Consider the following 23,901-nt stretch of genomic DNA (forward strand, 5'->3'; position numbering starts at 1 on the left):
TGCTGTAAGCAGCTCTGGTGAAACTAATGCCTGTACTCCCCGACCGACATCTTCGCGTGTGACCACGGCTGACGGCAGGTCTCCTGGCTTGCGGGTCGTTACCTTTCGTCGCCTTCCCAGGACCGAGAATCCCAGTGGCGTAGGACGAAAGATTCACCGCTTACAGTTGCGGGGGCAGCCGCGGAATTGGGGGACTGTCCCCGCACCGCATTCCCTTTTGATCCCCAAAACGGGAACCGTCGAAAATTATGGTAGAAGTTTGTCAAAGATAGAGTCAATCCCATCAGGCCTCGCCTGCGATCCTCACTGGACGAGTGCGTCTTTTATGTCGCATGAGCAGTACCGTTCGAACGCGTTGTGCGGTACGGGCTGACCGTCCGGGGACGATCGATGAGTGTTGAGACCATCATTGCTGCAAACGAGGAGGCCGCGCGCCGCCGGATTGGCGTGACGGCCGCGCTCGCCGGCCTCGTCGGGCTGTTAGTGCTGATCTCGCTCGGCATCGGGCCGGTGCGGCTGTCGCCGCTGGCGGTGATGGAAGCTCTCCTCGGCGGCGGCAGCGATGTGTCGCAGGTGATCGTGCGGGAAATCCGCCTGCCGCGGACCATCTTGGCGCTGGCGATCGGCGCCATCCTGGGAATGTCAGGCGCGTCGCTGCAGGGCCTGCTGCGCAATCCGCTGGCCTCGCCCTCGCTGTTCGGCGCGCCGCAATCGGCCGCGTTCGGCGCGGTGCTGGTGATCGCGCTGGGGTGGGCCGATGTGCGCTCCTATGCGTTGCCGGTGGTGGCGATCATGGCCGCTTTCGGATCGGTGTTCGTGCTGCTGACGATCGCCGGCCGCAATGCCGGGCTGCTGATCCTGATCCTGGCGGGCCTTGCGATTTCGAGTCTGGCGGGCGCCGCCACCGCGCTGGTGATGAACCTCTCCAGCAATCCCTTCGTGGTGCTGGAGATCGCGTTCTGGCTGCTCGGATCGCTGGAGGATCGCAGTTTTCAGCACGTGATGCTGGCGCTGCCGTTCATCGTTGCCGGTGGTATTATCCTGTTCAGCCAGCGCCATTCCTTTCGCGCGCTCAGCCTCGGTGAGGAAACCGCGCAGAGCCTCGGCGTCGATGTCGGGCGCCTGCGGCTGATCGTGATCACCGGCGTTGCGCTTGGGGTCGGCGGCGCGGTTGCGGTCACCGGCACCATCGGCTTCATCGGCCTCGTCGCGCCGCATCTGATGCGGCCGTTGATCGGTCATGATCCGGCGCGGCTGCTGGTGCCGAGTGCGCTGGCAGGCTCGGCGCTGCTGCTCGCCGCCGACATCGCGGTGCGGATCATTCCCTCGACCAGCGACATCAAGGTCGGCGTGCTGACCTCGATCATTGGCGTGCCGTTCTTCCTCTATCTGATCGCGCGCGAACGCCGCGCGCTCGGGGGAGGTGTCGCATGAGCGAAGCAACGCTTCTCACGGCGCAGGGCGTAAACGTGACATTGGCCGGCCGCCATGTGCTCAGCGATGTATCGCTGTCGCTGACCGCGGGTCATCTGGTCGCCCTGGTCGGACCGAACGGCGCCGGCAAGACCACGCTGCTGCGCGCGCTGTCGGGGCTGCTGCCGTCCTCAGGCAGTATCCATATCGGCGGCGATGCGCTGGCCGATCTGTCGCTGCGTGAACGCGCAAAACGCTTTGCCTATCTGCCGCAGGGCCACATCGTGCACTGGCCACTGCCGGCGCGCGATATCGTGGCGCTCGGCCGCTATCCGCACGGCGCGACCGATCCGGCGCGGCTGTCGCCAAAGGATACTGAAGCCGTATTGCGCGCGATGCAGGCGGTCGATGTGGTGGAATTCAGCGAACGCCGCGTCACCGAACTGTCCGGCGGCGAGCGCAGCCGCGTCGCGCTGGCGCGCGTGCTGGCGGTCGAAGCGCCGGTGATATTGGCCGACGAGCCGACCGCCTCGCTCGATCCGCGCCATCAGATCGACGTGATGAAGAATTTGCGCGCCACCGCCGACAAGGGCGTGCTGGTCATCGTGGTGACGCACGACCTCGGCCTGGCCGCACGATTCGCCGATCATGTGCTGGTTCTGAAGGAGGGCCGGCTGGTGTCGCAGGGCGCACCGGTGGAAGCGCTGTCGGAGCAGGTGATAGCCGACGTGTTCCGGATCAGCGCCTACCGCGCCGAATACCAGCGCGAGGCCGTGATCGTGCCGTGGGCGGATCTGTGATGCGCGGCCGGCTTGGCGTGCTGCTGGCGGTTGCCGCGCTGGCGATGCCGGCCGGCTCCGCGTTATCAGCTAAGCTGCCGCGGATCGTGTCGATGAACGTCTGCAGCGATCAATTGCTGCTGTCGCTAGCCGATCCCGAGCAGATCCTCGGGCTTTCGCGTTATTCGCGCGATGCCTGGGTGGCCGGTGACGTCGCTCGCTATCCAAGACTGTCGGGCGGCGCGGAAGACGTGATGGTGCTGAAGCCCGACATCGTCGTCGCCAATCTGTACGACAAGCGTTCGACGCGGGAATTGCTCAAAGCGCATGGGCTGCGTCTCGCCGAACTCCCGGTGCCGCGAACGCTGCCTGAAGTGAAGGACCAGATTCGCGAGTTCGGCGATATCGTCGGCCACCCCGATCGCGCGGCGGCGCAGATCGCGTTGCTCGATGCGGCGTTAGCGCGGGCGCGCCAGGCTGTCGCCGCAAAACACTATCGGGTGCTGCCGCTGTCGCGGCGCGGCTGGGTCGCGGGCAGCGACAGCTTTGTCGGCTCGCTGCTGGCGGAGACCGGGCTGTTCAACACGGCCGGTGATCTCGGTTTCAATTTCGGCGGCTTCGCTTCACTCGAGGCGATCGTGAGCCAGAAACCGGATTTGCTGCTGGTGTCGCAGGCCGGCGATTTCGCCCGCGACGACGGCCAGGCCTTTCTGCTGCATCCGGCACTCGCGCGGTTCTATCCGCCGGAGAAACGCATCGTGATTCCGGAACGGCTGACCGAATGCGGCGGCGTGATGCTGGCGGAAGCGCTGGATGTACTGACTGCGGAATTGAAGCGGGTGGGGCGGTGAAGTCCCGGCAAGACTATTTCGTCGTCCCTGCGTTCGCAGGGACGACGGCAAAAGATTCTACCCCATCACCACCGGGCCGCCGGCCTTCTTCCAGGCGTCGATGCCACCCTCGATATGGGCGGTGTTGGCAAGGCCGGCGTTCTTGGCGGCGGTCACCGCCATCGCCGAGCGCTCGCCGAACGCGCAGAAGAACACCACGCGCCGTCCCGTCGCGGCCGCGACTTCGCGCAGCATGCCGCCCGGCGCTAAGCTTTCGGCGATGCCGGGGTAGGGCGCATGCAGGGCGCCCGACAGCGTGCCGTGCTTGGCGCGCTCGCTGGCCTCGCGCAGATCGACCAGCAGGATGTCGGGCTTACCGATACTGTCGATCGCGGCGCGCGCCGACAGTGCGAGGCCCTGTTTGGCGAGATCGTCCTGGTGCAGGCCGACATGCATGTTGGCCGGCAACACCACGTCCATCAGTTTTGGATTCGGCAAATTGAGATTGTTCATCAACTCGACATACTCGTCGATGCCACGCACCTGCAGGCGCGGATTGTAGCGCTTCTCCTCGCCGATGGTGGAGACCGTGTCGCCCTTGTAGTCGTGGGCGGGGAATACCATGGTCTCATCCGGCAGCTTCAGCAGCCGGTTGAAGATCGAATCATATTGCGCCCGCGCGCTGCCGTTCTGGAAATCGGTGCGGCCGGTGCCTCGGATCAAAAGCGTGTCGCCGGTGAAGACGCGATCGCCCATCAAATAGCTGTAGGAATCATCGGTGTGGCCGGGCGTGTACAGGGCATCCAGGCTCAAACCTTCGATCATCACCTTGTCGCCGTCGGAGACGCGCATCGATACCACGTCGGCTTTGCTCTGCTCGCCCATGATGGTGATGCACTGGGTGCGATCGCGCAGTTCGCCGAGGCCCGTGACGTGGTCGGCGTGCAGATGGGTGTCGACCGCCTTGACCAGCCGCAGATCGAGTTCGCGCAGCAGCTGGCAATAGCGGTCGGCCTTTTCCAGCACGGGATCGAGGATCAGCGCCTCGCCGCCGGCGCGGCTGGCCAGCAGGTAACTGTAGGTGCCCGAGACGCTGTCGAAGAGCTGACGAAAAATCATGGTCGCTGCCGCGTTCGCTATTGAAGTCTCGCGGAGGATATTATTCTATTCTGGCCGCCTTCTCAAACGGCTTTCGTCTCTGTGGGCGGCTTTTTCGAGGTAGTCTTACTTCCTTAGGCCAGTCATTGCGAGGAGCGCAAGCGACGAAGCAATCCATCTATCCCCGCGCGGAGAGGTGGATTGCTTCGCTCCGCTCGCAATGACGGTGGAAACAGTCACGGCCTGACCAACGTGTATCCATTCTCAGTCAGGAACAGAATCTGCGCGACACCAACCTGCACCGGTGTCGCCGCCGCGATGAACTCCGGTCGCTTGCCGTTTTCGCGTTCGAGCGTGTCGACGGTGTTGAGGCAGATATCGAACCGCGCGCCCTGGGCGACCAGGCTCTCGACCATTTTGCGGTTGGGATTCTCCGGGCGCAGCAGTTCGATGCCCGGGCCGAATGCCACGATTTCGATCGCGACCTTGTCGGGGTCGTAGTGCTTCATCAGGTTGCTGGCGACGCTGAGCACGAGACCCTGCTTGCGCGGGTCATTGTCCGAAAGCTGCAGCACGATCTTGTGCTCGGCAAACGGCTTGTCCTGCAGCGGCGCCTGCTGGGCGCGCACGACCGGTGCAGTCGCTGCGATCAACAGCGCCGCGGTCATGATGCGCAGGGTGGTGGTAAGGCCTGTCATACCTGTTTCGAAATGCCCGGATTGCCTTCGACGCCTTTCAGCGTCACGCCCGGGGCCGAGCGGTTGGGCGGCTTGCCCGACTTCAGATGCTTCGCCACCACATCCCAGACCGGCGCGCCGGTCTGTTCGTTGACCGAGGCCCATCCCGCCACCTTGTAGCTCTTGGCGGCTTGCAGCGGGCTGCCATTATCGAGCGTCAGTTCGGAAATCCGCTTGCCGACGCTTTCCGCCGGCGTGCAGGCATAGGCGAGGCCGCCGAGCCGGACCATGTCGCCGCCTTGCTGGTAGTAGGGATCGGTGTTGAAGAGGTTGTCGCAGACGTCTTCGAGCACGTCCTTGATCTGGCTGCCGGTCATGGTCACGACGTAGGTCTCGGGATAGGTGACCGCGGTTTGCGCCAGCACGTCTTCCATCGTCAGCGCCTGGCCTGCCAGCGCCGTGGTGCCCCAGCGGAAACCCGGCGACAGCGCGATCTCGGCATCGAGTTCGCCGCGCAGTGCGTCGCAGATCAACTGATCCATGCTGCCGCTGAAATTGCCGCGGCGGTAGAGCAGCCGATCGGCGGAAGCGATCTTGTCGACCCAGTCGCCCGCATGCGGCGCGCGGGTCTTGTCGATCAGCCCCTGCATCGCCGGATCCGGCTTCAGCAGTTCGGAGAACACCGGCAGCAGCCGGTAGCGCACGTTTGCGACCTTGCCCTTGCCGATGTCGAGATCGAGCACGGCGAGAAACTTGCCGTTCGAGCCGGCATTGGTCACCAGCGTGACGCCGCCCGGATTGGTCACCGCAATCGGCTGCGGCACGGCGTCGTGGGTGTGGCCACCCAGAATGACGTCGATGCCGGTAACGCGGTTGGCGAGCTTGAGATCGACATCCATGCCGTTATGCGACAGCAACACGACCGCATCGACCTTGTCGGTGTTGCGCAAGCCATCGACCAGTTTCTGCAGCTCTTCGTCGCGGATGCCGAATTTCCAGTCCGGCGTGAAGCGCTTGGGGTGCGCGATCGGCACGTAAGGAAAGGCCTGTCCGATCACGGCGACCCGACGGCCGCCGATCTCCTTGATCGTGCATGGCTTGAACACGCGGCCCGATGCCGGATCGAATGCCTTGGCGTCGTTGAAGGCGGCTTCCTCGGTCAGGAAAACGTTCTGCGCCAGGAACTCGCCCTTGAAGCGTTCGAGATTGCTACGCAGCGCCTTCTCGCCATAGGTGAATTCCCAATGGCCGGTCATCGCGTCGATGCCGAGCAGGTTCGAGGCGGCGACCATGTCGGCGCCTTGCATGACATTGGCTAGGCCGGTGCCCTGCCAGAGATCGCCGCCGTCGAGCAGCAGCGAGCGGCCGGCGCCGACATCGCCGCGCAGGCGGTCGACCAGCGTCTTCAGATGCGCGAAGCCGCCGAGCTTGCCGAACCGCTGCGCGCCTTTTTCGAATTCGATGCAGGTGAAGGCATAGGCGTCGGCGCTGTCGGGGCGGATGCCGAAGCGGTCGAGAAAGGCTTTGCCGACCAGATGCGGCGGATTGCCCTGCATCGCGCCGACGCCGAGATTGACGCTGGGCTCGCGAAAGAACACCGGCTTGAGCTGCGCATGGGTGTCCGTGATGTGCAGGATGCGCGCATTGCCGAAGCGTTCGAGGTCGTAGACGCTGTCGGCACTGCGCGCGAGGCGAGGCAGGCCGCCTGCGAGGGTAGCCGCGCCTGCTAGCGTCAGAAAATCCCGGCGGCGGATCGGCATACAGAGTCTCCGCGCGTCGCAAGAATGCTCAGCGTATTTCCAAATCTCTCCAGCGTTCCTTCTCGCTGGTCGCCTGGAAGATCGAAGCTTTCGCCAGCGCTTCCGCTTCTTTTGCGGATGCGGTGGCCTTGTCGAAATCGCCGCCGTCGGCGAACTTCTTGGCCGCCGCCAGCGTCGAGGCCGTCGTGGTCCATTGATTGCGCAAGGAAGCCGCCTGCTTGTTGGCAGCTTCCGCGGCGGCGTAGGCGGCCTTGTAGTCGTCCTCGCCTGCGGCCAGCGCCGATGTCGCACCTAGCAGCAGCAACGCTGCGATCGATGTGAGTGTCGTGATCCTCATGGCCGCGCTCCCGGGCCTGATATCGGCAATCCATTGCTGACATAGGACAGGTAGTATTCAACGTTGCGGTATTCATCGTCCTGCGGCGTCAGCGGCACGCCGCGGATCTGGCTGTTGCAGGTGGTGAAGCGGCGGCTCGTCGTGCCCATGCCGTTCCATTCGGAGCGATAGATCGGCATCGCGTTGACAATGCCGAGCGCCGGCGCCAGCACTTCGGTGCGGACCCTCTCGCCAGGGCTCTGCACATGGCAGGTGGCGCAGGAGAAATTGAGCTGGCCGCGCCTTGTGTAGAAATATTCCTTGCCGTTTTCATAAGCAGCCAGCGCGCGCGGGTCGTTCGGAACCTTGATGTTGAACGGCTTGCCGCGCGAGGTGAAGGCCATGTAGGCGGTCAGCGCCGCCATCTCGTCGCGCACATAGGAGAACGGCGGCTCGCCATTGGCTTCGCGGCAGCGATTCAGCGCCAGCTCCAGCGTGATGACCTTGCCTTCTTTTTCGTCGAAGGTGGGATAGTCCTGGCGGATGCCGATGCCGTTATTCGGGAAGCAGTCGCCATAGGTCTTGCCGTTCTTGAACGGCTTGGAAAACATCTCCTTGCCCAGTTCGAGCGAGAACTCGTAGGGAGGGAACTGTTCCTTATCCTGCCATTGCTTGTACAGGTCCGCGTCCATCGAATAGGGACCGTTGACGAAATCCTCCGGCTTCAGCTTGGGGAATTTGTCGTAGAAGAATTTCTTGAACGCTTTCTCGTCGGCGACCGGGTCGACCTTGTCGGCGGAGACCGCAGGCGGCGCGGCGAACGCCAGCAGAGCCAGCGCGAACGCCGCCGCCGCGAACTGTATCGTGGATCGCAGCTTCATTGAATCTTCGCCGTTGTCGTGTCGGTGGCGCCCTTGTTGTCGACCCAGCTCACTTTCAGGTCGTCGCCCTTCTTGCCGCCCTTGAAGGCGAACTTGACATAGGGGTCCTTGGAGACGCCGCCGCCCCAATCGGCTGTGAATACCGGCTTTCCGTTATATTCGAAGGTCAATTGCTGGATGAAGTGCGGCGGAATGAGTTCGCCCTTGGAATCCTTGATGAAGCCGGAATCCATCGGATGCTGGATCAGCGCCTGCACTTCGGTGGTTTCGCCTGACGAGGTGGCGCGCACGCGAATGGTCGATGCCATTTTTTCGATCCTTCGATTATCTGTGTCTTAACCGCCGCAGCCGCCGACGGTGACTTTGACTTCCTTGGTGGCGCTGTAGAGCTTGCCGCCGGCTTCGACGACGACGATCACGTTGCTGGTCTTCGCCATCTTGATGCGGTTGGCAACGTTCGGCATCGTGCCGGCTGGAATCTTGTAGGAGGCCACCAGGGCGACCGGGTTTTCAGCCACCAGGAACGAGATCGAGGTCACGTCGGCGAGCGTCGTCGTGACCGATACCGGCACCACCGCGCCGTTCTCGGCGATCTCGGGCGCGTCCATCTTCACCTTGTCGGAAGCTTCTGCCGTCTTGCCGTAGAGCGACTTGATCGCATCGGCTTCGGTCTTCTGCTTGAACGCCTCTTCCGGATATTTGTCGTTGGCGGCCGCGAACGCCGGTGCAAACGGAAGATTGCCGAGGCCAACCAGCGCCACCGCGCCCGCGCCTTGCAGGATCAGGCGCCGCGTGGCGGAAAATCCATTGTCAGTATTTGTCATCCGAAAGTTCTCCTGAAAGGCGCGCCGTCACAATGTTTGCAGGAAATCCACGACCGCGCTGATTTCCTTGTCGGTCAAAATCCGGTTTCGTCCGAACGGAGGCATCACAGTCAGCGGATTGCGCTTGGTTTCGTCATAGATAATGGCGACGAGCTCGTCGCGGTTGGGGTATTTGCTTTTGATGTCGACCAGCTCCGGCCCGAGCGTGCCGGGATACTGGCCGCCCTTGATCGCGTGGCAGGTCAGGCAATTGCCCTTGCTGCGGTCGAAGGCCAGTTTCTGGCCTTCCGCCGCCGCGGACTGGGCAGAAGCGGGGCTCGCGGCTGCGCCGATCGATAGCGCCAGCACCATCGCCGCGATCAGGCCAAGCTTGTTTAGAGGTGTGTTGCTCAAGGACGTTTCCCGTAATTTCTATTCAAGCTTGCCAACTCTACTTTGTTTGCCAATTCTATTTTGCTTGCATCGTGTCGAGCGGACCCGTGGTACGTGGCGTCAGGTTCTTGCCTTCCGCCGTGGACACGATTTTGACGCCGGCGGGGTCAACGCACGCGTTCATGCACGGTTTCGCTGCCGTATCGGGCCTCGGATCGGTCCAGAGGAAATTGTCGCGATTGGGCATTTTGACTTTCGGCAAGCTTTCCCGGTCGGCGACAAATTCACTGGGAACGATGTCGTTCAGGTTCAGAATATAGGCGGTCAAAGCATAAACGTCATCGGCTGACAATGTGTGCGGTGCGGCCATCGGCATGGCGCGGTTAATGTAGTCCCACAGGGTCGGCGCAAACGGCCAGTAGCTGCCAACCGTCAGCTCCGGCCGGTCGTCCCTGAGCGTCCCGGCGCCGCCGACGAGCTTGGGAAACCGGCCCTCGCCTTCGCCGAAAGTTCCATGGCAGGCCGCGCATTGCTCGGCATAGACCTCCGCGCCCCGGTGCACGCCGCCGCGGCCCGCGGGCAGGCCCACACCATCCTCGCCGCGCGCATCGATATCCCAGCCGGCGATCTGCCCAAGCGTCGGCCGCTCGCCATAGCCGTAATATCCGGGCTCGGCGGCGTAAGCGAAGGTGCCGGCCGCGGCGATCACGCCGGCGCAAAGCAGCGCGAGGTGCTTACGCGAGCTGGACATCGAACACGCTCCCGTCGCCCTTCACCTGCCAGGTCTGGATCGAATTGTTGTGGTAGACCGAATTGGTTCCGCGCTGTTTGCGCAGCTGCGCGATGGTCGGCTGCACATAGCCGGTCTCGTCGATCACGCGGGATTCCAGCAGTGCCGGCGCGCCGTCCCAGCGCCAGGGTATCGTGAATTTCGTCAGCGCTTTCGACAGCACCGGCTCATGCAGCCGCGCGCTCTGCCAATTGACCCCGCCGTCGGTCGAGACGTCGACGCGCTTGATTTTGCCGTTGCCGGTCCACGCCAATCCCCTGATTTCATAGAGGCCGGGGCCATTAAGCGGCTTTTCGGGGCAGGGGAAGGTGATGACGGATTTGGCGTCGATCAGCCAGGTGAAGCCGCGCGAGGTGCCGTCCGGCATCAGGTCGGTATATTTCGATGTCTCTTCGCGCGAATGCCAGGGTTTGTCGCCGAGCTTGATCCGGCGCAGCCATTTGATGCTGACATTGCCTTCCCAGCCCGGCACCACCAGCCGCAGCGGATAACCTTGTTCGGGCCGTAGCGCCTCGCCGTTTTGCGCGTAGACCACGAGGCAATCGTCGAGGCATTTGTCGAGCGGCAGGCTGCGGTTCATGTGCGCGCCGTCGGCGCCCTCGACCATGACCCACTTGGCCTCCTTCTTGATGCCGACCTCTTCCAGCAGGGTCGACAGCCGCACCCCGGTCCATTCCGCGCAGGAGATCATGCCGTGATTGAACTGCAGCGAGTTCAACTGCGCAGCGCGCCACTCCATGCCGCCATTGGCCGGGCATTCGATGAAATGGATGCGCGTGACCTGCGGAAAACGGACGATGTCTTTCATCGAGAGAAGCAGCGGGCGCTCGACCAGGCCGTGGATCATGAGCTTGTGCTGCTCCGGATCGACGTCCGGCCGGCCGGCGTGATAGCGCTCGAAAAACAGGCCGTTCGGCGTGATGATGCCGTGCAGGTCCTGCAGCGGCGAAAAGCTGATCGAGGATTCGGTGCCGGCGGTGAGCCACGGCACGTTGCGCCTGATGACGCCGGCCTCGGTATCGGCGGGCCGGCCATAGGGCCGGTCGACCACGCCCGGCCCGATCGATTGCGACCATGGCGCGTCCGCGGGTGGGGATGCCGGCGAGGGCTCTGCATTTCCCTGTTTTGGACCGAGCGCAAGGCTACCGGTCAGCGCCGCGCCAAGGCCGAGCAGGGAACGCCGGCCGAGCCGCGTGTGCGCGCCCGTGCTCGACAGTAGAGATATGCTGCGCCAGAGATCAGGCCGCACGTTTCATTCCCCTTGCTGCCACATGGCCGCATCATTTGTTGCTTTTTCGCGGGTTTATCGTCGTTTACTAATTTAGTCAATGCTAAATAACCATGGGCGCGATAAACTGATACACCGCGCCCAGTCGGCGCTGATTTCGATCCGGATACAGGCGATGAGAGCAGAAGCGGCAACAACCAACAAGATGCCCATCGGCAACGCCGCAGAGGACGAGGCGTCCCTGAAGAAGCTGGCGAAACAGGCCGGTGAGGCCGCGCAACTGCTCAAATTGCTCGGTCACGAGAAGCGGCTGCTGGTGCTCTGCTTTCTCGCGGTGCGCGGCGAGATGACTGTCGGTGAACTCGTCGGCGTCGCCAAGCTCAGCCAGTCGGCGCTGTCGCAGCATCTGGCCAAATTGCGCGCCGATGGTCTGGTCGAATTCCGGCGGGCCTCGCAGACGCTGCATTACCGCGTGGTGGATCAGCGTGCCCTGCGCGTCTTGCAGCTCTTGAAGGAAATCTATTGCGAAGACTTGAAGTGAGATTTTGCGGTGGCTGAGTTTGTGGTGGAGTTTGGCAAGGATGGCCGGCCGATTGAAGCCGACGGCCGGCTGGATGCGGCCGCATTCCATCGCAACCATGCGCCGATCTGGGCGGTGCTGCAGAAATTCCTCGCCGGCAAATCCGGCGACGTGCTGGAGGCCGGCAGCGGCACCGGCCAGCATGTGGTGCATTTCGCCCGCCATGCGCCCGACATCACCTGGTGGCCGAGCGATTTCAATGAGGCGCATCTGAACAGCATTGCGGCGTGGCGCGCGCATGCGGGTCTGCCGAACATCCGTCCCGAAATGCGGATCGATCTCAGCGATCCCGCATGGTGCGATCAGATGCATGACGGCAGCGGGCCTTCCGACTTGCTGGCGGTGTTCTGCGCGAATGTGATTCACATCGCGCCCTGGCGCGTCGCGGAAGGATTGTTCGCCGGCGCGGCGCGTTACTTACGCAGCGACGGGCGGCTGTTTCTCTATGGCCCGTTCAAGCGCGACGGCAAGCACACCGCGCTCAGCAACGCCGTCTTCGACACCAGCCTTCGCGACCGCGACGCCGAATGGGGCGTGCGCGATATCGAAGATGTCAGCCGGTTGGCTGAAGGCGTCGGGTTTGCATTGATCGAAACCGTACCGATGCCGGCGAATAATTTGATTCTGGTGTTCGAGCGAACGATAAAGGGTGAGCCCAGCGCATAGCGCGCGCCCGTTTGCGTCGGTTGATCGCACGTCTGCACGTCTTCATAGTGCCGCAAATCAAACAGGCCAATGAATTGCAGCTCCCGCCGGGGCCTGCCGGGCGGGAATGCCGATGCTGGATACCACTGCCACCGCAGAGATGACCAATGACGCGCGGGCGCGCGCCAATGTGCTGCGTCTCGCCGCGGCGCAGGCGCTGACCGGCGCCAACTCGGCAGTGATCTTCGCCACCGGTTCGATCGTCGGCGCGACGCTGGCGCCCGACATCTCGCTCGCGACCGTGCCGCTCTCGATCTATGTGCTGGGCCTCGCCGCCGGCACGCTGCCGACCGGGGCAATTTCGCGTGCCTATGGCCGCCGCGTCGCCTTCATCATCGGCACCGGCTGCGGCGTGCTCACCGGTCTGATCGGTGCGGCTGCCATCCTGCAAGGCTCGTTCTGGCTGTTTTGCTGCGCGACCTTCTTCGGCGGACTCTATGGCGCGGTGGCGCAATCCTATCGCTTTGCCGCGGCCGACGGCGCCAGCGTCGCGTTCCGCCCAAAGGCGCTGTCGTGGGTGATGGCGGGCGGTGTGTTTGCCGGCGTGCTCGGTCCGCAGCTCGTGCAATGGACCATGGATATCTGGCCGCCTTATCTGTTTGCCTTCAGTTTCGTCGCGCAGGCGTTGGTGGCGTTGGTGGCGATGGTGGTCTTGTTCGGCGTCGATGCGCCAAAACCTGCCGCGGCGGACATGCATGGCGGCCGGCCGCTGTTCGAGATCGCGCGGCAGCCGCGCTTCATTGCGGCGGCGCTGTGCGGCGTGATCGCCTATCCCATGATGAATCTGGTGATGACATCAGCGCCGCTCGCGATGAAGATGTGCGGGCTCACCGTCAGCGATTCCAACTTCGGCATCCAGTGGCACATCGTGGCGATGTATGGGCCGAGCTTCTTCACGGGCTCGCTGATCGCACGCTTCGGCGCGCCTCGCATTGTCGCGCTCGGCCTGTTGCTGGAGGCCGCCGCCGCATTGATTGGCCTATCCGGCATCACAGCGATGCATTTCTGGGCCTGCCTCATCGTGCTTGGCGTGGGCTGGAATTTCGCGTTCATCGGCGCGTCCGCGCTGGTGCTGGAGACGCACCGGCCGCAGGAGCGCAACAAGGTGCAGGCCTTCAACGATTTCATGGTGTTCGGGGTGATGGCGATCGGCTCGTTCTCGTCCGGCCAGTTGCTGGCGCATTACGGCTGGTCGATGGTCAACATGGTGGTGTTTCCGCCGGTGCTGCTCGGGCTCGCGGTGCTGTCGCTCGCATCATTCGCGCGGCGGCGGGCGAAGTTTCGGGAAGTTGACGAACTTGCCGGCCCCACTATCTAGTAGCAGTCACATTCTGGAGGCCCCCATGCCCTCGCGCGCGCGTCTTGACGAATTCATCGCCGTCGTCGTTTCCGGCGACCATGCCGGCGCCATCGAGCGCTATTACACCGAAGACGCCACCATGCAGGAGAACAGCGCGCCGCCGCGCGTCGGCCGCGACGTGCTGGTGGGGCAGGAGCGCGCGACGCTCGAGCGGGTGTCTGATGTCGTCACGACCTGCGTGTCCTCGGTCCTCGAGGGCGATCGGGTCGCGATCCACTGGATCTTCGATTTCACCTATCCATCCGGCGCAGCGATGCGGATCGATGAAGTCGCCATGCAGGAATGGCGCGGCGACAGGATTTTCCGCGAGCGGTTCTTCTACGAGCCGCCGAAGAAGGCCTGATGACAGCTGCTGACATTTCGGCCTGCGCCGAATTATTGCTCTTGTGATTCTGCTATTTGTTGTTGTCATGGCCGGGCAGAAGCGCGAAGCGCGTCTTCGCGCTAGATGACCCGGCCATCCACGCCTTTGGTGGTAAGGAAGATTGTGGATGCCCGGACTGGTCCGGGCATGACGGTGCAAGAACAAAGAACAAGAATGTTAAAGGGCCCCATTCACACCGCCATCGACGAAACTTCGCTACGCTACGACGGCTGGCGGATTGTCCTCGTCTGTTTCCTGCTCGCGACCTTCGGCTGGGGGCTCGGCTTTTACGGCCAGAGCGTCTATGTCGCCGAGCTGCAGCGGCTGCACGGCTGGCCGGCGTCGCTGATTTCGCTCGGCACGACGTTCTTCTATCTGTCCGGCGCGGCGCTGGTTGCCTTCGTCAGCGAGGCGATCAGGGCGTTCGGTCCCCGGAACTGCATGATCGCCGGCATAGGCACGATGGCGATCGCCGCTGTTGCGATCGGCCAGGTGCGCGAACCCTGGCAGCTCTATCTCGCCAACGCTTTTCTCGCCTTCGGCTGGGCCGGGACCAGCCTCGGCATGATCACCAACACGCTGGGCCTCTGGTTCGACAGGAAGCGCGGCATGGCGATCAGCCTGGCGCTGAACGGCGCCAGCTTTGGCGGTATCGCCGGCGTGCCGCTGCTGGTACTGGCGATCGGCTATTTCGGTTTCCCGGGCGCGATGATTGCCGCGGCGGTGGTGATGGTCGTGCTGATGGTGCCGGTCATCCTGATTTACGTCGGGCGGCCGCCGGGCCATGCGAGCGTAAACGGAGGCGCGGTGAGCGCCGCGGATGCACCATCGCCGATCCAGATTCGCGCGCGGGCATTTCGCGATATTGGATTTCTGACGGTATCGTCGGCCTTCGCGCTGGTGCTGTTCGCGCAGGTCGGCTTCATCGTGCATCTGATCTCGTTTCTGGATTCGGTGATCGGGCGTGAGCGCGCCGCAATCGCGGTCGCGCTATTGACCGCCATGGCGGTGGTCGGCCGCGTGCTGTTTTCGTTCGTGATCGACCAGATGAACCAGCGGCTGGCGTCCGCGCTCTCGTTCGTCAGTCAGGCGGTGGCGCTGGTGATCGTCATCAACGTGCACAATGACTACGCGCTGATGGCGGCCTGCGCGCTGTTCGGCTTTTCGGTCGGCAATCTGATCACGCTTCCGGCGCTGATCGTGCAGCGCGAATTCGATCCGCGCGCGTTCGGCGTGCTGGTGAGCCTGATCACCGCGATCAACCAGATCACTTATGCATTTGGTCCCGGCGTGGTCGGACTGCTGCGCGACATGTCGGGAAGCTATTCGCTGCCGTTCTACGGCTGCATTTGTCTCGAGTTGATTGCCGCCGTGCTGATCATGATTCGCGGGAAGACGGCGTCATTGCGAGGGGCGTAGCGACGAAGATCCATAGCGCCGCGGGCGGAGAGATGGATTGCTTCGCTTCGCTCGCAATGACGGTGAGAAAAGACTACGCTTCCCGTTGCCGCAGCAAATCTTCGAGATCCAGCCGCTTCGTGAACATCGACAGCGAGCCGTCGGCGGCGCGCGGCCATTCTTCCTTGGGCCGGTCGCGGTAAAGTTCGACGCCGTTCTCATCAGGATCGCGCAAATACAGCGCCTCGCTGACACCGTGGTCGCTGGCGCCGTCGAGCGCAATGCCGGCCCGCATCACCCGATGCAGCGCGTCCGCCAGCGCCGGGCGGGTGGGGTAGAGGATCGCGGTGTGGAACAGCCCGGTGGTGCCCGGCGGCGGCGGATGGCCGCCTTTGCTTTCCCAGGTGTTGAGGCCGATGTGATGATGATAGCCGCCGGCCGAAATGAACGCCGCGGCCGAGCCCATCCGCTGCATGATCTCAAAGCCGAGCACACCGCAGTAGAACCCGAGCGCGCGTTCGAGGTCGGCGACCTTGAGATGGACATGCCCGATCCGTGTGCCGGCGATGATGGGAGTGTTGTCGGGCATGTCGATGTCTCCATTTGCCTTGCCGAGATTTTAAAGTAGGGAGAATCCGGGAGACGGATACCGGCAATTCAGAAACCATGCGTTTCCAAATCTTATGCCAAGTCCGAAACTTCCCCATCCGGCAGCCCGAACTCGAACGTGTTCAGCGTCATCGAAACCATCGTGTAGTATCCGCACAGCCCGATGACCTCTGTCACGCCGCGCACCGTAAGCAATTCCACCGCCGCGTCGTACAACGGCTTGGAGACGCCGTGCCCCTCGTGCAGCGATTTCGCGACGTCGTAGATCATCTGGCCCTTGGGGTCGTCGAAGGTGGGCGTGCGGCGGTCGCGGATGTCGTCGATGATTTTCGGGTCCATGCCGCCCTTCAGCGCCAGGCGCTTGTGCGCGAACCATTCGTAATGCGAGGTCCAGTGCCGTGCGGTGACGAGGATCGCGATCTCGGAAAGCTTTGCGGGAAAGATCGTGTTGAAACGAAGTTGCTCGCCGAGCCGCGTGGCATGCTTGGCCATCTGGGGGCTGTTGAGCCAGGCCATCATCGGCGCCGGCGCGGCGCCGCGCCTGCCGGCAATCGACTCGTCGTAGGTTTCTTTTTGCTCGGGGTTCATTTCGCCAGGCGAAAGCAACTTCAGCCGCATGTCGGTTTCCTCTTGTTTTTCAATCGTTGCCACCTCTGCGATACACCCGATCCCGGTGCGTGACTACGGCTGACCGAGCATGGCGCGGCGCAGAGAGATGTTGAATTCCGCGATGCGGCGACTAAGGTCGTTTCAACTCGCCCCATATGGAAACGCACCATGTCCGATCCTGATCAATTCCGCCGTGAAACCCGCGCCTGGCTCGAGGCCAATTGCCCGCCGGAGATGCGCAAGCCCATGACCTCGGAAGGCGACACGTACTGGGGCGGCCGCAACGCCAAATTCTCTTCCGAACCGCAGCGCGTCTGGTTCGAGCGGATGCGCGACAAGGGCTGGACGGTGCCTGACTGGCCAAAGGAATATGGCGGCGGAGGGCTCGATCGCGCCGAGCACAAGGTGCTGCGCGAGGAAATGGCGGCGATGGGCGCGCGTTCGCCGCTGTCGAGCTTCGGCATCTGGATGCTCGGGCCGGCGCTGCTGAAATACGGCAACGAGGCGCAGAAGAAGGAGCATCTGCCTGACATCGCCGCGGGTCTGATCCGCTGGTGCCAGGGTTATTCCGAACCGAACGCCGGATCGGACCTTGCCTCGCTGCAGACCCGCGCCGAGAGCGACGGCGATGATTTCGTCGTCACCGGCCAGAAGATCTGGACGTCGTATGCCAACTACGCCGACTGGATCTTTTGCCTGGTGCGTACGGACGCATCAGCCAAGAAGCATGACGGCATCAGTTTCATTCTGTTCGACATGACGTCGAAGGGCGTCACGACCAAACCGATCCTCTTGATCTCGGGTGCCTCGCCGTTCTGCGAAACCTTCTTCGATGGGGTGCGGGTGCCGAAATCGCATGTGGTCGGCACCGTCAACCGGGGCTGGGATGTGGCGAAATATCTGCTGCAGCACGAGCGCGCGATGATCTCGGGCATGGGCGAGCGCGGCGTCGGCCGGCCGCTGGGGCAGGTCGCGGCCGATTCGGTCGGCAGCGACGAGCAGGGCCGGCTGGAGGATCCGATGCTGCGCGGCCAGATCTCGACCTTTGAGATCGACGAGGCGGCGCTGTCGGCGGCGGCGGAACGCGCGGTCGATCTCGCCAAGGCCGGCCAGTCGCATCCGGCGTTTTCCTCGGCTATGAAATATTACGGCACCGAGCTGAACAAGCGTCGCTACGAAATCCTGATGTCGGCCGGCGGCGTCGATGCGCTGGAATGGGAAAGCGAGCGCTCCAAAGGCGGCGCCCGCCCGCGCGCCTGGCTGCGCACCAAGGCCAACTCGATCGAAGGCGGCACGTCGGAGGTGATGCTCGGCATCGTTGCCAAGCGCATCCTCGATCTGCCGGGGGCTTGAGGCGCTAACTGACGCCGGGGCACGCGAAGCATGAACCTCAGGTGCGCAATCGCGCACCGGGGAATCTCGAGGTTCCGGGTTCGCCGCTTCGCGCCGCCCCGGAACGACGATCTCAAAGATACTCGTTCGAAACACCTAGACTGGAATCCTCTCCATGGCACTCGTCCTCACCGAAGAACAATCCATGCTGCGCGACAGCGCGCGCGGCCTTATCAGCGACAAGGCGCCGGTGTCGCATCTGCGAGCCTTGCGCGATGCGAAGGACGCCACGGGATTTTCCCGCGAGCTCTGGAAGGCGTTTGCCGAGATGGGCTTTTCCGGCCTGCTGGTGCCGGAGAATTTCGGCGGCAGCGGGTTAGGCGCCGTCGAGGCCGGCGTGGTGATGGAGGAAATCGGCCGCACCTTGATGCCATCGCCGTTCCTGTCGACCGCGGTGCTGGCGGCTTCCGCACTGACGCGTGGCGGCAGTGACGCGCAAAAGGCCGCGCATCTGCCCAGAATTTCGGACGGCTCGCTGCTCGCAGCGCTTGCGGTCGACGAGGGCGCCAAGCATCGTCCGCTGCAGACCAAGCTGCAGGCGTCGCGTTCCGGCAACGGCTTCAAGCTCAACGGTGCAAAAGCATTTGTGGTCGACGGCCACACCGCCGATCTCCTGATCGTCGCGGCGCGCACGGCTGGCTCCGCCGGCGAGCGCAACGGGCTGACGCTGTTCCTCGTCGATCCCAAGTCCAAGGGCCTCGCGGTCGAGCGCACCGCGATGGTGGATTCGCACAATGCGGCGCGCATCGAATTCGACAATGTCGAGGTCAATGCGGACAGCGTGCTCGGCGATGTCGATCAGGGCGGAGCATTGCTCGAAGGCGTGCTCAATATCGGCCGCGGCGCGGTCGCATCCGAAATGGTCGGCCTTAGCGAGGAAGTGTTCGGCCGCACCGTGACGTATCTGAAGGAGCGCAAACAGTTCGGCAAGCTGATCGGCGAATTCCAGGCGCTGCAGCATCGCGCCGCCGAGCTCTATATCGATATCGAGATCACGCGCGCTGCCGTGCTGAAGGCGCTGCAGACGCTCGATGGCGATTTCGCCAACGCCAGTGCCGCGGTTGCGGTTGCAAAGGCACGCGCCGGGACCACCGCGACGCGGGCGGTCCAGGAAGGCGTGCAGATGCATGGCGGCATGGGCATGACCGACCAGTTCGACATCGGCTTCTTCATGAAGCGCGCACGGGTCTGCCAGGAACTGTTCGGCGACAGCAATTATCACGCCGATCAATTGGCGCGGATGAAGAGTTATTGAGAATCTAGGCAGTCATTCCGGGGCGCGCGTAGCGCGAACCGCAGGTGCGCAATTGCGCATCGGGGAATCTCGAGATTCCGGGTCTGGTGCTAACGCACCATCCCGGAATGACGGCGTTAACCGTCGTCACCTGATCGGCGGGGCGTACTGGATGCCGCCGTTGCTCCAGAGCGAGTTCAGTCCGCGCGGGATCTTCAGCTTGGATTCGGCGCCGACATTGCGGTCGTAGATCTCGCCGTAATTGCCGACGTGGCGGATGATGCGGGCGGCCCAATCCTTGGAGAGACCGAGGTCCTCGCCATAGGCGCCTTCGGTGCCGACCAGCCGCATCACGTCGGGCTTTTTCGACTTCAGCGCCTCGTCGATGTTCTTGGAGGTGATGCCGAGCTCCTCGGCGTTGATCATCGCGTACAGCGTCCATTTCACGATCATCATCCAATCGTCGTCGCGCTGCCGCACCACGGGCGCCAGCGGCTCCTTCGAGATGACGTCGGGCAGGATGGTGTGGTCGTCCGGCTTGGAGAGGTTGAGGCGCAGCGCGTAGAGCTGGGAGACGTCCGCGGTCAGGGTGTCGCACTTGCCCTCATTATAGGCTTTGACGACATCCTCCAGCTTGGCGAATTTCATCTCCGTGTATTTCATGTTGTTGGCACGGAAATAATCCGCGACGTTGAGCACCGTGGTGGTGCCGTCCTGCACGCAGATCTTGCTGTTGTTCAGGTCCAGCCCGGAATCGATCTTGCGCGAGGCCGGCAGCATGAAGCCTTCGCCGTCGTAGTAGGCGACGGCCGGGAAATAAAGCGCGTTGTTGACCTCGCGCGACATGCTCCAGGTGGAGTTGCGCGAGAGAATGTCGACCTTGCGGCTCGACAGCTCCTTGAACCGCTCGCTGGCGTCGAGGGGAATGAACTTCGCCTTCTTGGGATCGTCGAAGATCGCCGCCGCCACCGCGCGGCAGAAATCGACGTCGAAGCCGGTCCAGTCGCCCTTGTCGTCGGGGATCGAGAAGCCGGGCAGGCCCTTGTTGACGCCGCACAGCAGTTCGCCGCGCTTGAGCGTCCGCTTCAGGGTCTTGGTGTCATAGCGTTCATATGTGATTGCGCCAGCCGCGACCGCGATTGCGACCGCCAGCCCAATGAGGAGGCCGCCTCGAAAAGTACGTAGCATTTTTTAACTCACCAATTTCAGGGAAATGGATCTGCGGAAGAGACGGTGCTGTCGCAATTACAGTTCGGGCTTCTGCCGGATGATCACCTTGGTGCCGACCGGGACGCGCTCATAGAGATCGGCGACGTCGGCGTTGACGAGCCGGAAGCAGCCGGAGGAGACGGCGGTGCCGATGGTGTCGGGGCGGTTGGTGCCGTGAATGCGGTAGACTGTGGTGCCGAGATACATCGCCCGCGCACCGAGCGGGTTACCCGGGCCGCCGGCCATGAAGCGCGGCAGATAGGGCTGGCGTTGAATCATTTCCGGCGGCGGCGTCCAATCCGGCCATTCCTTCTTTTGCGTGATGTTGACGAGTCCCTGCCACGTGAAACCCTCGCGGCCGACGCCGATGCCGTAGCGCAGCGCGCGGCCGCCGCCCTGGATCAGATAGAGATGGCGTTCGGCCGTGACCACGATGATGGTGCCCGGCGCTTCGTTGGTGCGGTAGAGCACCGCCGTCTTCCTGAACTGCGGATCGAGCTGGACGGATTCGTCGGCGACCAGCCCCGGCTGGTCACCCACATCGGGCTGCCGCAGCTGCGCGTTGCTCTGCGAGGCTGAGAGGATCAGACCGCTGGTTGCGATCATCATCCAGATCAGGTGCCGAAACTTCGTCATTGCGGAGCTCTCCTTGTTGGCGCGTTGGCCAATTGGTTGGCGCTTCTAGCCAAATCAGCGGAACCATCAAATCTCAGGGCTAGCTTGATGGCAAGTTTAGGGCAGCAGGGCCGGTATCTTGCTGGAATGGCTTCTATTTTTGTTCATCCCGATCGCGGCTGATTGTGACAGACGGCTCATTTCGGCGCGATCCAGAGTCGCAGGCCGTAGGAGATCAGCGTCACCGTGCCAACGCCGCCGAGCCACAGCGCGGCAAACCACAGCAGGCGCTGCGTCAGCGGCCGCGGTGTCGGCTCGCTGGATTCCTGATTAGACGCGTTTTTTTGACGCGAACCGGGGTCCACTTCGCTGGAAAACGCTTTGGTCATCAGTGATAGCCGCTTCCGGCTTTGACCTTGCCGCGGAACACCCAATAGGCCCACGCGGTATAGCCGAGGATCAGCGGTATGAGAATCGCGACGCCGACCAGCATGAACAGCTGGCTGTTTGCGGGCGAGGCCGCCTGCCAGATCGTGATGCTCTGCGGCACGATATAGGGATACATGCTGATGCCGAGCCCGGCATAGGACAGCGCGAACAGCGCCAGCGTCAGGAAGAACGGCTGGTAGTCATATTTGTTGGCGAGGCTGCGCAGCAACATCACGGTGACGGCGGCCACCGCCACCGGCACCGGAGCGGTGAGGATGATGTTGGGCCAGGCGAACCAGCGATGGGTGTACTGCACATGCAGGAACGGCGTTGCAATGCTGACGATGCCGATGGCGCACAGCATCGCGACCAGCAGCAGCCAGCTTAGCTGATAGGCGCGGTCGCGCAATTCGCCTTCGGTCTTCATGACAAGCCAGGTCGAGCCGAGCAGTGCATAGCCGATCACGAGCGCGACGCCGGTGAGGATGCTGAACGGCGTCAGCCAATCCCACCAGCCGCCGGCATAATGCCGCCCCGAGACCTGAATGCCCTGCAAGATCGCGCCGAGCGCGATGCCCTGCGCCAGCGTCGCCAGCAGCGAGCCGCCGGCAAACGCAATGTCCCAGCGGTTGCGTTCGCGCGTGGTGCGCCAGCGGAACTCAAAGGCGACGCCGCGGAATACCAGGCCGAGCAGCATCACGATCATCGGCGTGTAGAGCGCTGGCATCAGCACGGCATAGGCCAGCGGGAACGCCGCCATCAGGCCGCCGCCGCCGAGCACCAGCCAGGTCTCGTTGCCGTCCCAGACCGGGGCGACGCTGTTCATGATGACGTCGCGGTCTTCCTTCTTCGGGAACAGCGGAAACAGGATGCCGAGCCCGAGATCGAAGCCGTCCATCACGACATAGACGAACACCGCAAAGGCGATGATGAAGGCCCAGATGGTCGGAAGGTCGATGGGGATCATCGCGCGGCTCCTTCGGCGACAGCACCGGCGGCCGGCGTGATGCCGGCGGCGCGCGCCGGGACGTCGCTGCGCGGACCTTCCTCGCCGTGATGCGGCGGCTGTGCCATCAGGCGCAGGAGGTAGATCACGCCGGCGGTGAACACCACGAAATAAACAATGATGAAGGCGATCAGCGACGAGGCGACCGCGGGCGCAGCCAGTGGCGACGCCGAATCCACCGTTCGCAGCAATCCATACACCGTGTAAGGCTGACGCCCGGTCTCGGTGGTGATCCAGCCCGCCAGCACTGCGATGAAACCCGACGGAGCCATCGCGACCGCAAACATGTGCAGCAGACGCGAATTGTACAGCGTACCGCGGAAGCGCATCAGCAGGCTGAGCAGGCCGAGCCCCATCATCAGGAGCCCCATGCCGACCATGATCCGGAACGACCAGAAGGTGATCGGCACCGGCGGCCAGTTTTCACGCGGCACGGTGTCAAGGCCGGCCATCGGCGCGTCGAGGGAATGTTTGAGGATCAACGAGCCCAGTTTGGGGACTTCGATCGCGTAGTCCATCCTGCCCGCGGCCTGATTGGGCCAGCCGAACAGAATCAGCGGCGCGCCGTCCTTGTGGCTCTGGAAATGGCCTTCCATCGCCATGATCTTCACCGGCTGATGCTCAAGCGTGTTGAGCCCGTGCTGGTCGCCGGCGAGGATCTGGAGCGGGGCGACGATCGTCGCCATCCACATCGCCATCGAAAACATCACACGCGGGCCGGCCAGATGCGGGTCGCGCAGCAGATGCCAGGCGCCCACCGCCCCGACCACCAACGCGGTGGTCAGGTACGCCGCCAGCACCATGTGCACGAGCCGGTAAGGGAATGATGGATTGAAGATCACCTTGAACCAGTCGACGGCGATGAACTGGCCTTCGGCATTGAGGGCGTGACCTGTGGGCGTCTGCATCCAGGAATTGGCCGACAGAATCCAGAACGCTGAAATCAGCGTGCCGACCGCGACCATCAGCGTCGCGAAAAAATGCAATCTGGGGCCGACGCGATCGAGCCCGAACAGCATTACGCCGAGGAAACCCGCCTCGAGGAAGAACGCCGTCAGCACCTCATAGGCCATCAGCGGGCCGATCACGGGGCCAGTTTTGTCCGAGAAGGCCGACCAATTGGTGCCGAACTGGTAGGACATCACGATGCCCGACACCACGCCCATGCCGAAAGCGACGGCGAAAATCTTCAGCCAGTAATTGAACAGGTTGATATAGACCTCGCGCCGGGTCCACAGCCACAGCGCTTCAAGCACCGCGAGATAACTGGCGAGCCCGATCGAGAAGGCCGGGAATACGATGTGGAACGACATCGTGAAGGCAAACTGCGCCCGGGCCAATACAACGGCATCCCAGCCTTCGAACATCGGCACCACCTATCGCAGCTAACCTGGCGTGAAACCTATCATGCCGGATGCGATAA

General features: G+C 63.2%; 27 protein-coding genes and 1 riboswitch. Of the genes, 10 read left to right on the forward strand and 17 right to left on the reverse strand.

Annotated features, from left to right (window positions below; genetic code table 11):
* Window positions 1-56: 56 nt before the first annotated feature.
* Window positions 57-256: riboswitch (cobalamin riboswitch) on the reverse strand.
* Window positions 257-390: 134 nt separating this feature from the next.
* From JQ597_RS24295 to JQ597_RS24305, 3 genes are read left to right on the forward strand one after another with little or no spacing between them, the layout of a single operon-like run.
* Window positions 391-1,434: a FecCD family ABC transporter permease gene (locus JQ597_RS24295; RefSeq protein ID WP_212267352.1), complete on the forward strand. Its 1,044-nt coding sequence runs from the start codon at window positions 391-393 to the stop codon at window positions 1,432-1,434.
* Window positions 1,431-2,213 (forward strand): ABC transporter ATP-binding protein, encoded by a 783-nt coding sequence (locus JQ597_RS24300; RefSeq protein ID WP_212267354.1) that lies wholly within the window; start codon window positions 1,431-1,433, stop codon window positions 2,211-2,213. The genes JQ597_RS24295 and JQ597_RS24300 overlap by 4 nt, the downstream gene beginning before the upstream one ends.
* Window positions 2,213-3,043, forward strand: coding sequence for an ABC transporter substrate-binding protein (locus JQ597_RS24305; RefSeq protein ID WP_212267356.1), 831 nt, complete (start codon window positions 2,213-2,215; stop codon window positions 3,041-3,043). Before JQ597_RS24300 ends, JQ597_RS24305 begins: the two co-directional genes overlap by 1 nt.
* 57 nt (window positions 3,044-3,100) lie before the next feature.
* On the opposite strand, the gene JQ597_RS24310 is transcribed toward JQ597_RS24305, so the two are convergent.
* The 10 genes from JQ597_RS24310 to soxC form a co-directional block, all read right to left on the reverse strand.
* Window positions 3,101-4,141, reverse strand: a complete 1,041-nt coding sequence (locus JQ597_RS24310) for an MBL fold metallo-hydrolase (RefSeq protein ID WP_212267358.1) — start codon at window positions 4,139-4,141, stop codon at window positions 3,101-3,103.
* A 215-nt stretch (window positions 4,142-4,356) separates the two neighbouring features.
* Entirely contained in the window at window positions 4,357-4,818 is a 462-nt protein-coding gene (locus tag JQ597_RS24315; RefSeq protein WP_502754601.1) for a DsrE family protein, read from the reverse strand.
* Window positions 4,815-6,557 carry a thiosulfohydrolase SoxB gene (gene soxB, locus JQ597_RS24320; protein WP_212267361.1) on the reverse strand — a complete coding sequence of 581 codons (1,743 nt, stop codon included), beginning with the start codon at window positions 6,555-6,557 and terminating at the stop codon, window positions 4,815-4,817. Before soxB ends, JQ597_RS24315 begins: the two co-directional genes overlap by 4 nt.
* 28 nt (window positions 6,558-6,585) lie before the next feature.
* Window positions 6,586-6,894: a hypothetical protein gene (locus JQ597_RS24325; RefSeq protein WP_212267363.1), complete on the reverse strand. Its 309-nt coding sequence runs from the start codon at window positions 6,892-6,894 to the stop codon at window positions 6,586-6,588.
* Window positions 6,891-7,754, reverse strand: coding sequence for a sulfur oxidation c-type cytochrome SoxA (soxA, locus tag JQ597_RS24330; RefSeq protein ID WP_212267366.1), 864 nt, complete (start codon window positions 7,752-7,754; stop codon window positions 6,891-6,893). Before soxA ends, JQ597_RS24325 begins: the two co-directional genes overlap by 4 nt.
* Entirely contained in the window at window positions 7,751-8,062 is a 312-nt protein-coding gene (soxZ, locus tag JQ597_RS24335) for a thiosulfate oxidation carrier complex protein SoxZ (RefSeq protein ID WP_212267369.1), read from the reverse strand. The genes soxA and soxZ overlap by 4 nt, the downstream gene beginning before the upstream one ends.
* Window positions 8,063-8,089: 27 nt before the next feature.
* Window positions 8,090-8,578: a thiosulfate oxidation carrier protein SoxY gene (gene soxY, locus JQ597_RS24340; protein ID WP_212267372.1), complete on the reverse strand. Its 489-nt coding sequence runs from the start codon at window positions 8,576-8,578 to the stop codon at window positions 8,090-8,092.
* A 27-nt stretch (window positions 8,579-8,605) separates the two neighbouring features.
* Window positions 8,606-8,929 (reverse strand): sulfur oxidation c-type cytochrome SoxX, encoded by a 324-nt coding sequence (gene soxX / locus JQ597_RS24345; protein ID WP_212267552.1) that lies wholly within the window; start codon window positions 8,927-8,929, stop codon window positions 8,606-8,608.
* A 97-nt stretch (window positions 8,930-9,026) separates the two neighbouring features.
* A complete protein-coding gene (locus JQ597_RS24350) occupies window positions 9,027-9,701 on the reverse strand; it encodes a c-type cytochrome (protein ID WP_212267375.1) in 675 nt (224 codons plus the stop codon).
* The gene (soxC, locus tag JQ597_RS24355) at window positions 9,685-10,965 is read right to left on the reverse strand and encodes a sulfite dehydrogenase (RefSeq protein WP_502754611.1); all 1,281 of its coding nucleotides are present in this window, start codon (window positions 10,963-10,965) and stop codon (window positions 9,685-9,687) included. Before soxC ends, JQ597_RS24350 begins: the two co-directional genes overlap by 17 nt.
* A 208-nt stretch (window positions 10,966-11,173) precedes the next feature.
* Here soxC and JQ597_RS24360 point away from each other — a divergent pair, with 208 nt between their 5' ends.
* From JQ597_RS24360 to JQ597_RS24380, 5 genes are all read left to right on the forward strand, one after another.
* A complete protein-coding gene (locus JQ597_RS24360) occupies window positions 11,174-11,509 on the forward strand; it encodes an ArsR/SmtB family transcription factor (RefSeq protein ID WP_212267557.1) in 336 nt (111 codons plus the stop codon).
* A 9-nt stretch (window positions 11,510-11,518) separates the two neighbouring features.
* A complete protein-coding gene (locus JQ597_RS24365) occupies window positions 11,519-12,214 on the forward strand; it encodes a DUF938 domain-containing protein (RefSeq protein WP_212267378.1) in 696 nt (231 codons plus the stop codon).
* Window positions 12,215-12,326: 112 nt separating this feature from the next.
* A complete protein-coding gene (locus tag JQ597_RS24370; protein ID WP_212267381.1) occupies window positions 12,327-13,571 on the forward strand; it encodes an MFS transporter in 1,245 nt (414 codons plus the stop codon).
* A 25-nt stretch (window positions 13,572-13,596) separates the two neighbouring features.
* Window positions 13,597-13,956 (forward strand): nuclear transport factor 2 family protein, encoded by a 360-nt coding sequence (locus JQ597_RS24375; protein WP_212267384.1) that lies wholly within the window; start codon window positions 13,597-13,599, stop codon window positions 13,954-13,956.
* A 195-nt stretch (window positions 13,957-14,151) separates the two neighbouring features.
* On the forward strand, window positions 14,152-15,396 hold the full coding sequence (locus tag JQ597_RS24380; protein WP_212267388.1) for an MFS transporter: 1,245 nt from the start codon (window positions 14,152-14,154) through the stop codon (window positions 15,394-15,396).
* Between the two features lie 73 nt (window positions 15,397-15,469).
* On the opposite strand, the gene JQ597_RS24385 is transcribed toward JQ597_RS24380, so the two are convergent.
* Entirely contained in the window at window positions 15,470-15,964 is a 495-nt protein-coding gene (locus JQ597_RS24385; protein WP_212267391.1) for a VOC family protein, read from the reverse strand.
* 92 nt (window positions 15,965-16,056) lie between these two features.
* Entirely contained in the window at window positions 16,057-16,602 is a 546-nt protein-coding gene (locus JQ597_RS24390; RefSeq protein ID WP_212267394.1) for a carboxymuconolactone decarboxylase family protein, read from the reverse strand.
* Between the two features lie 159 nt (window positions 16,603-16,761).
* Between JQ597_RS24390 and JQ597_RS24395 the strand changes: the two genes are divergently transcribed.
* Together JQ597_RS24395 and JQ597_RS24400 are read left to right on the forward strand one after the other, a co-directional pair.
* A complete protein-coding gene (locus JQ597_RS24395) occupies window positions 16,762-17,946 on the forward strand; it encodes an acyl-CoA dehydrogenase family protein (RefSeq protein WP_212267396.1) in 1,185 nt (394 codons plus the stop codon).
* Between the two features lie 154 nt (window positions 17,947-18,100).
* The gene (locus tag JQ597_RS24400) at window positions 18,101-19,240 is read left to right on the forward strand and encodes an acyl-CoA dehydrogenase family protein (protein ID WP_212267399.1); all 1,140 of its coding nucleotides are present in this window, start codon (window positions 18,101-18,103) and stop codon (window positions 19,238-19,240) included.
* Window positions 19,241-19,366: 126 nt separating this feature from the next.
* Here the strand turns inward: JQ597_RS24400 and JQ597_RS24405 are convergent, their stop codons facing one another.
* From JQ597_RS24405 to JQ597_RS24425, 5 genes are all read right to left on the reverse strand, one after another.
* Complete coding sequence (locus JQ597_RS24405; RefSeq protein ID WP_212267402.1) at window positions 19,367-20,407, reverse strand: amino acid ABC transporter substrate-binding protein; 1,041 nt, start codon at window positions 20,405-20,407, stop codon at window positions 19,367-19,369.
* A gap of 57 nt (window positions 20,408-20,464) precedes the next feature.
* Window positions 20,465-21,064, reverse strand: a complete 600-nt coding sequence (locus JQ597_RS24410) for a L,D-transpeptidase (RefSeq protein ID WP_212001779.1) — start codon at window positions 21,062-21,064, stop codon at window positions 20,465-20,467.
* A gap of 176 nt (window positions 21,065-21,240) precedes the next feature.
* The gene (locus JQ597_RS24415; RefSeq protein ID WP_192735727.1) at window positions 21,241-21,342 is read right to left on the reverse strand and encodes a DUF2474 domain-containing protein; all 102 of its coding nucleotides are present in this window, start codon (window positions 21,340-21,342) and stop codon (window positions 21,241-21,243) included.
* 89 nt (window positions 21,343-21,431) lie between these two features.
* On the reverse strand, window positions 21,432-22,439 hold the full coding sequence (gene cydB, locus JQ597_RS24420; protein ID WP_249132836.1) for a cytochrome d ubiquinol oxidase subunit II: 1,008 nt from the start codon (window positions 22,437-22,439) through the stop codon (window positions 21,432-21,434).
* Window positions 22,436-23,845, reverse strand: a complete 1,410-nt coding sequence (locus JQ597_RS24425) for a cytochrome ubiquinol oxidase subunit I (protein ID WP_212267404.1) — start codon at window positions 23,843-23,845, stop codon at window positions 22,436-22,438. Before JQ597_RS24425 ends, cydB begins: the two co-directional genes overlap by 4 nt.
* Window positions 23,846-23,901: the final 56 nt, after the last annotated feature.

The organism is Bradyrhizobium sp. AUGA SZCCT0177 (genome assembly GCF_018130125.1).
Taxonomy (GTDB): domain Bacteria; phylum Pseudomonadota; class Alphaproteobacteria; order Rhizobiales; family Xanthobacteraceae; genus Bradyrhizobium.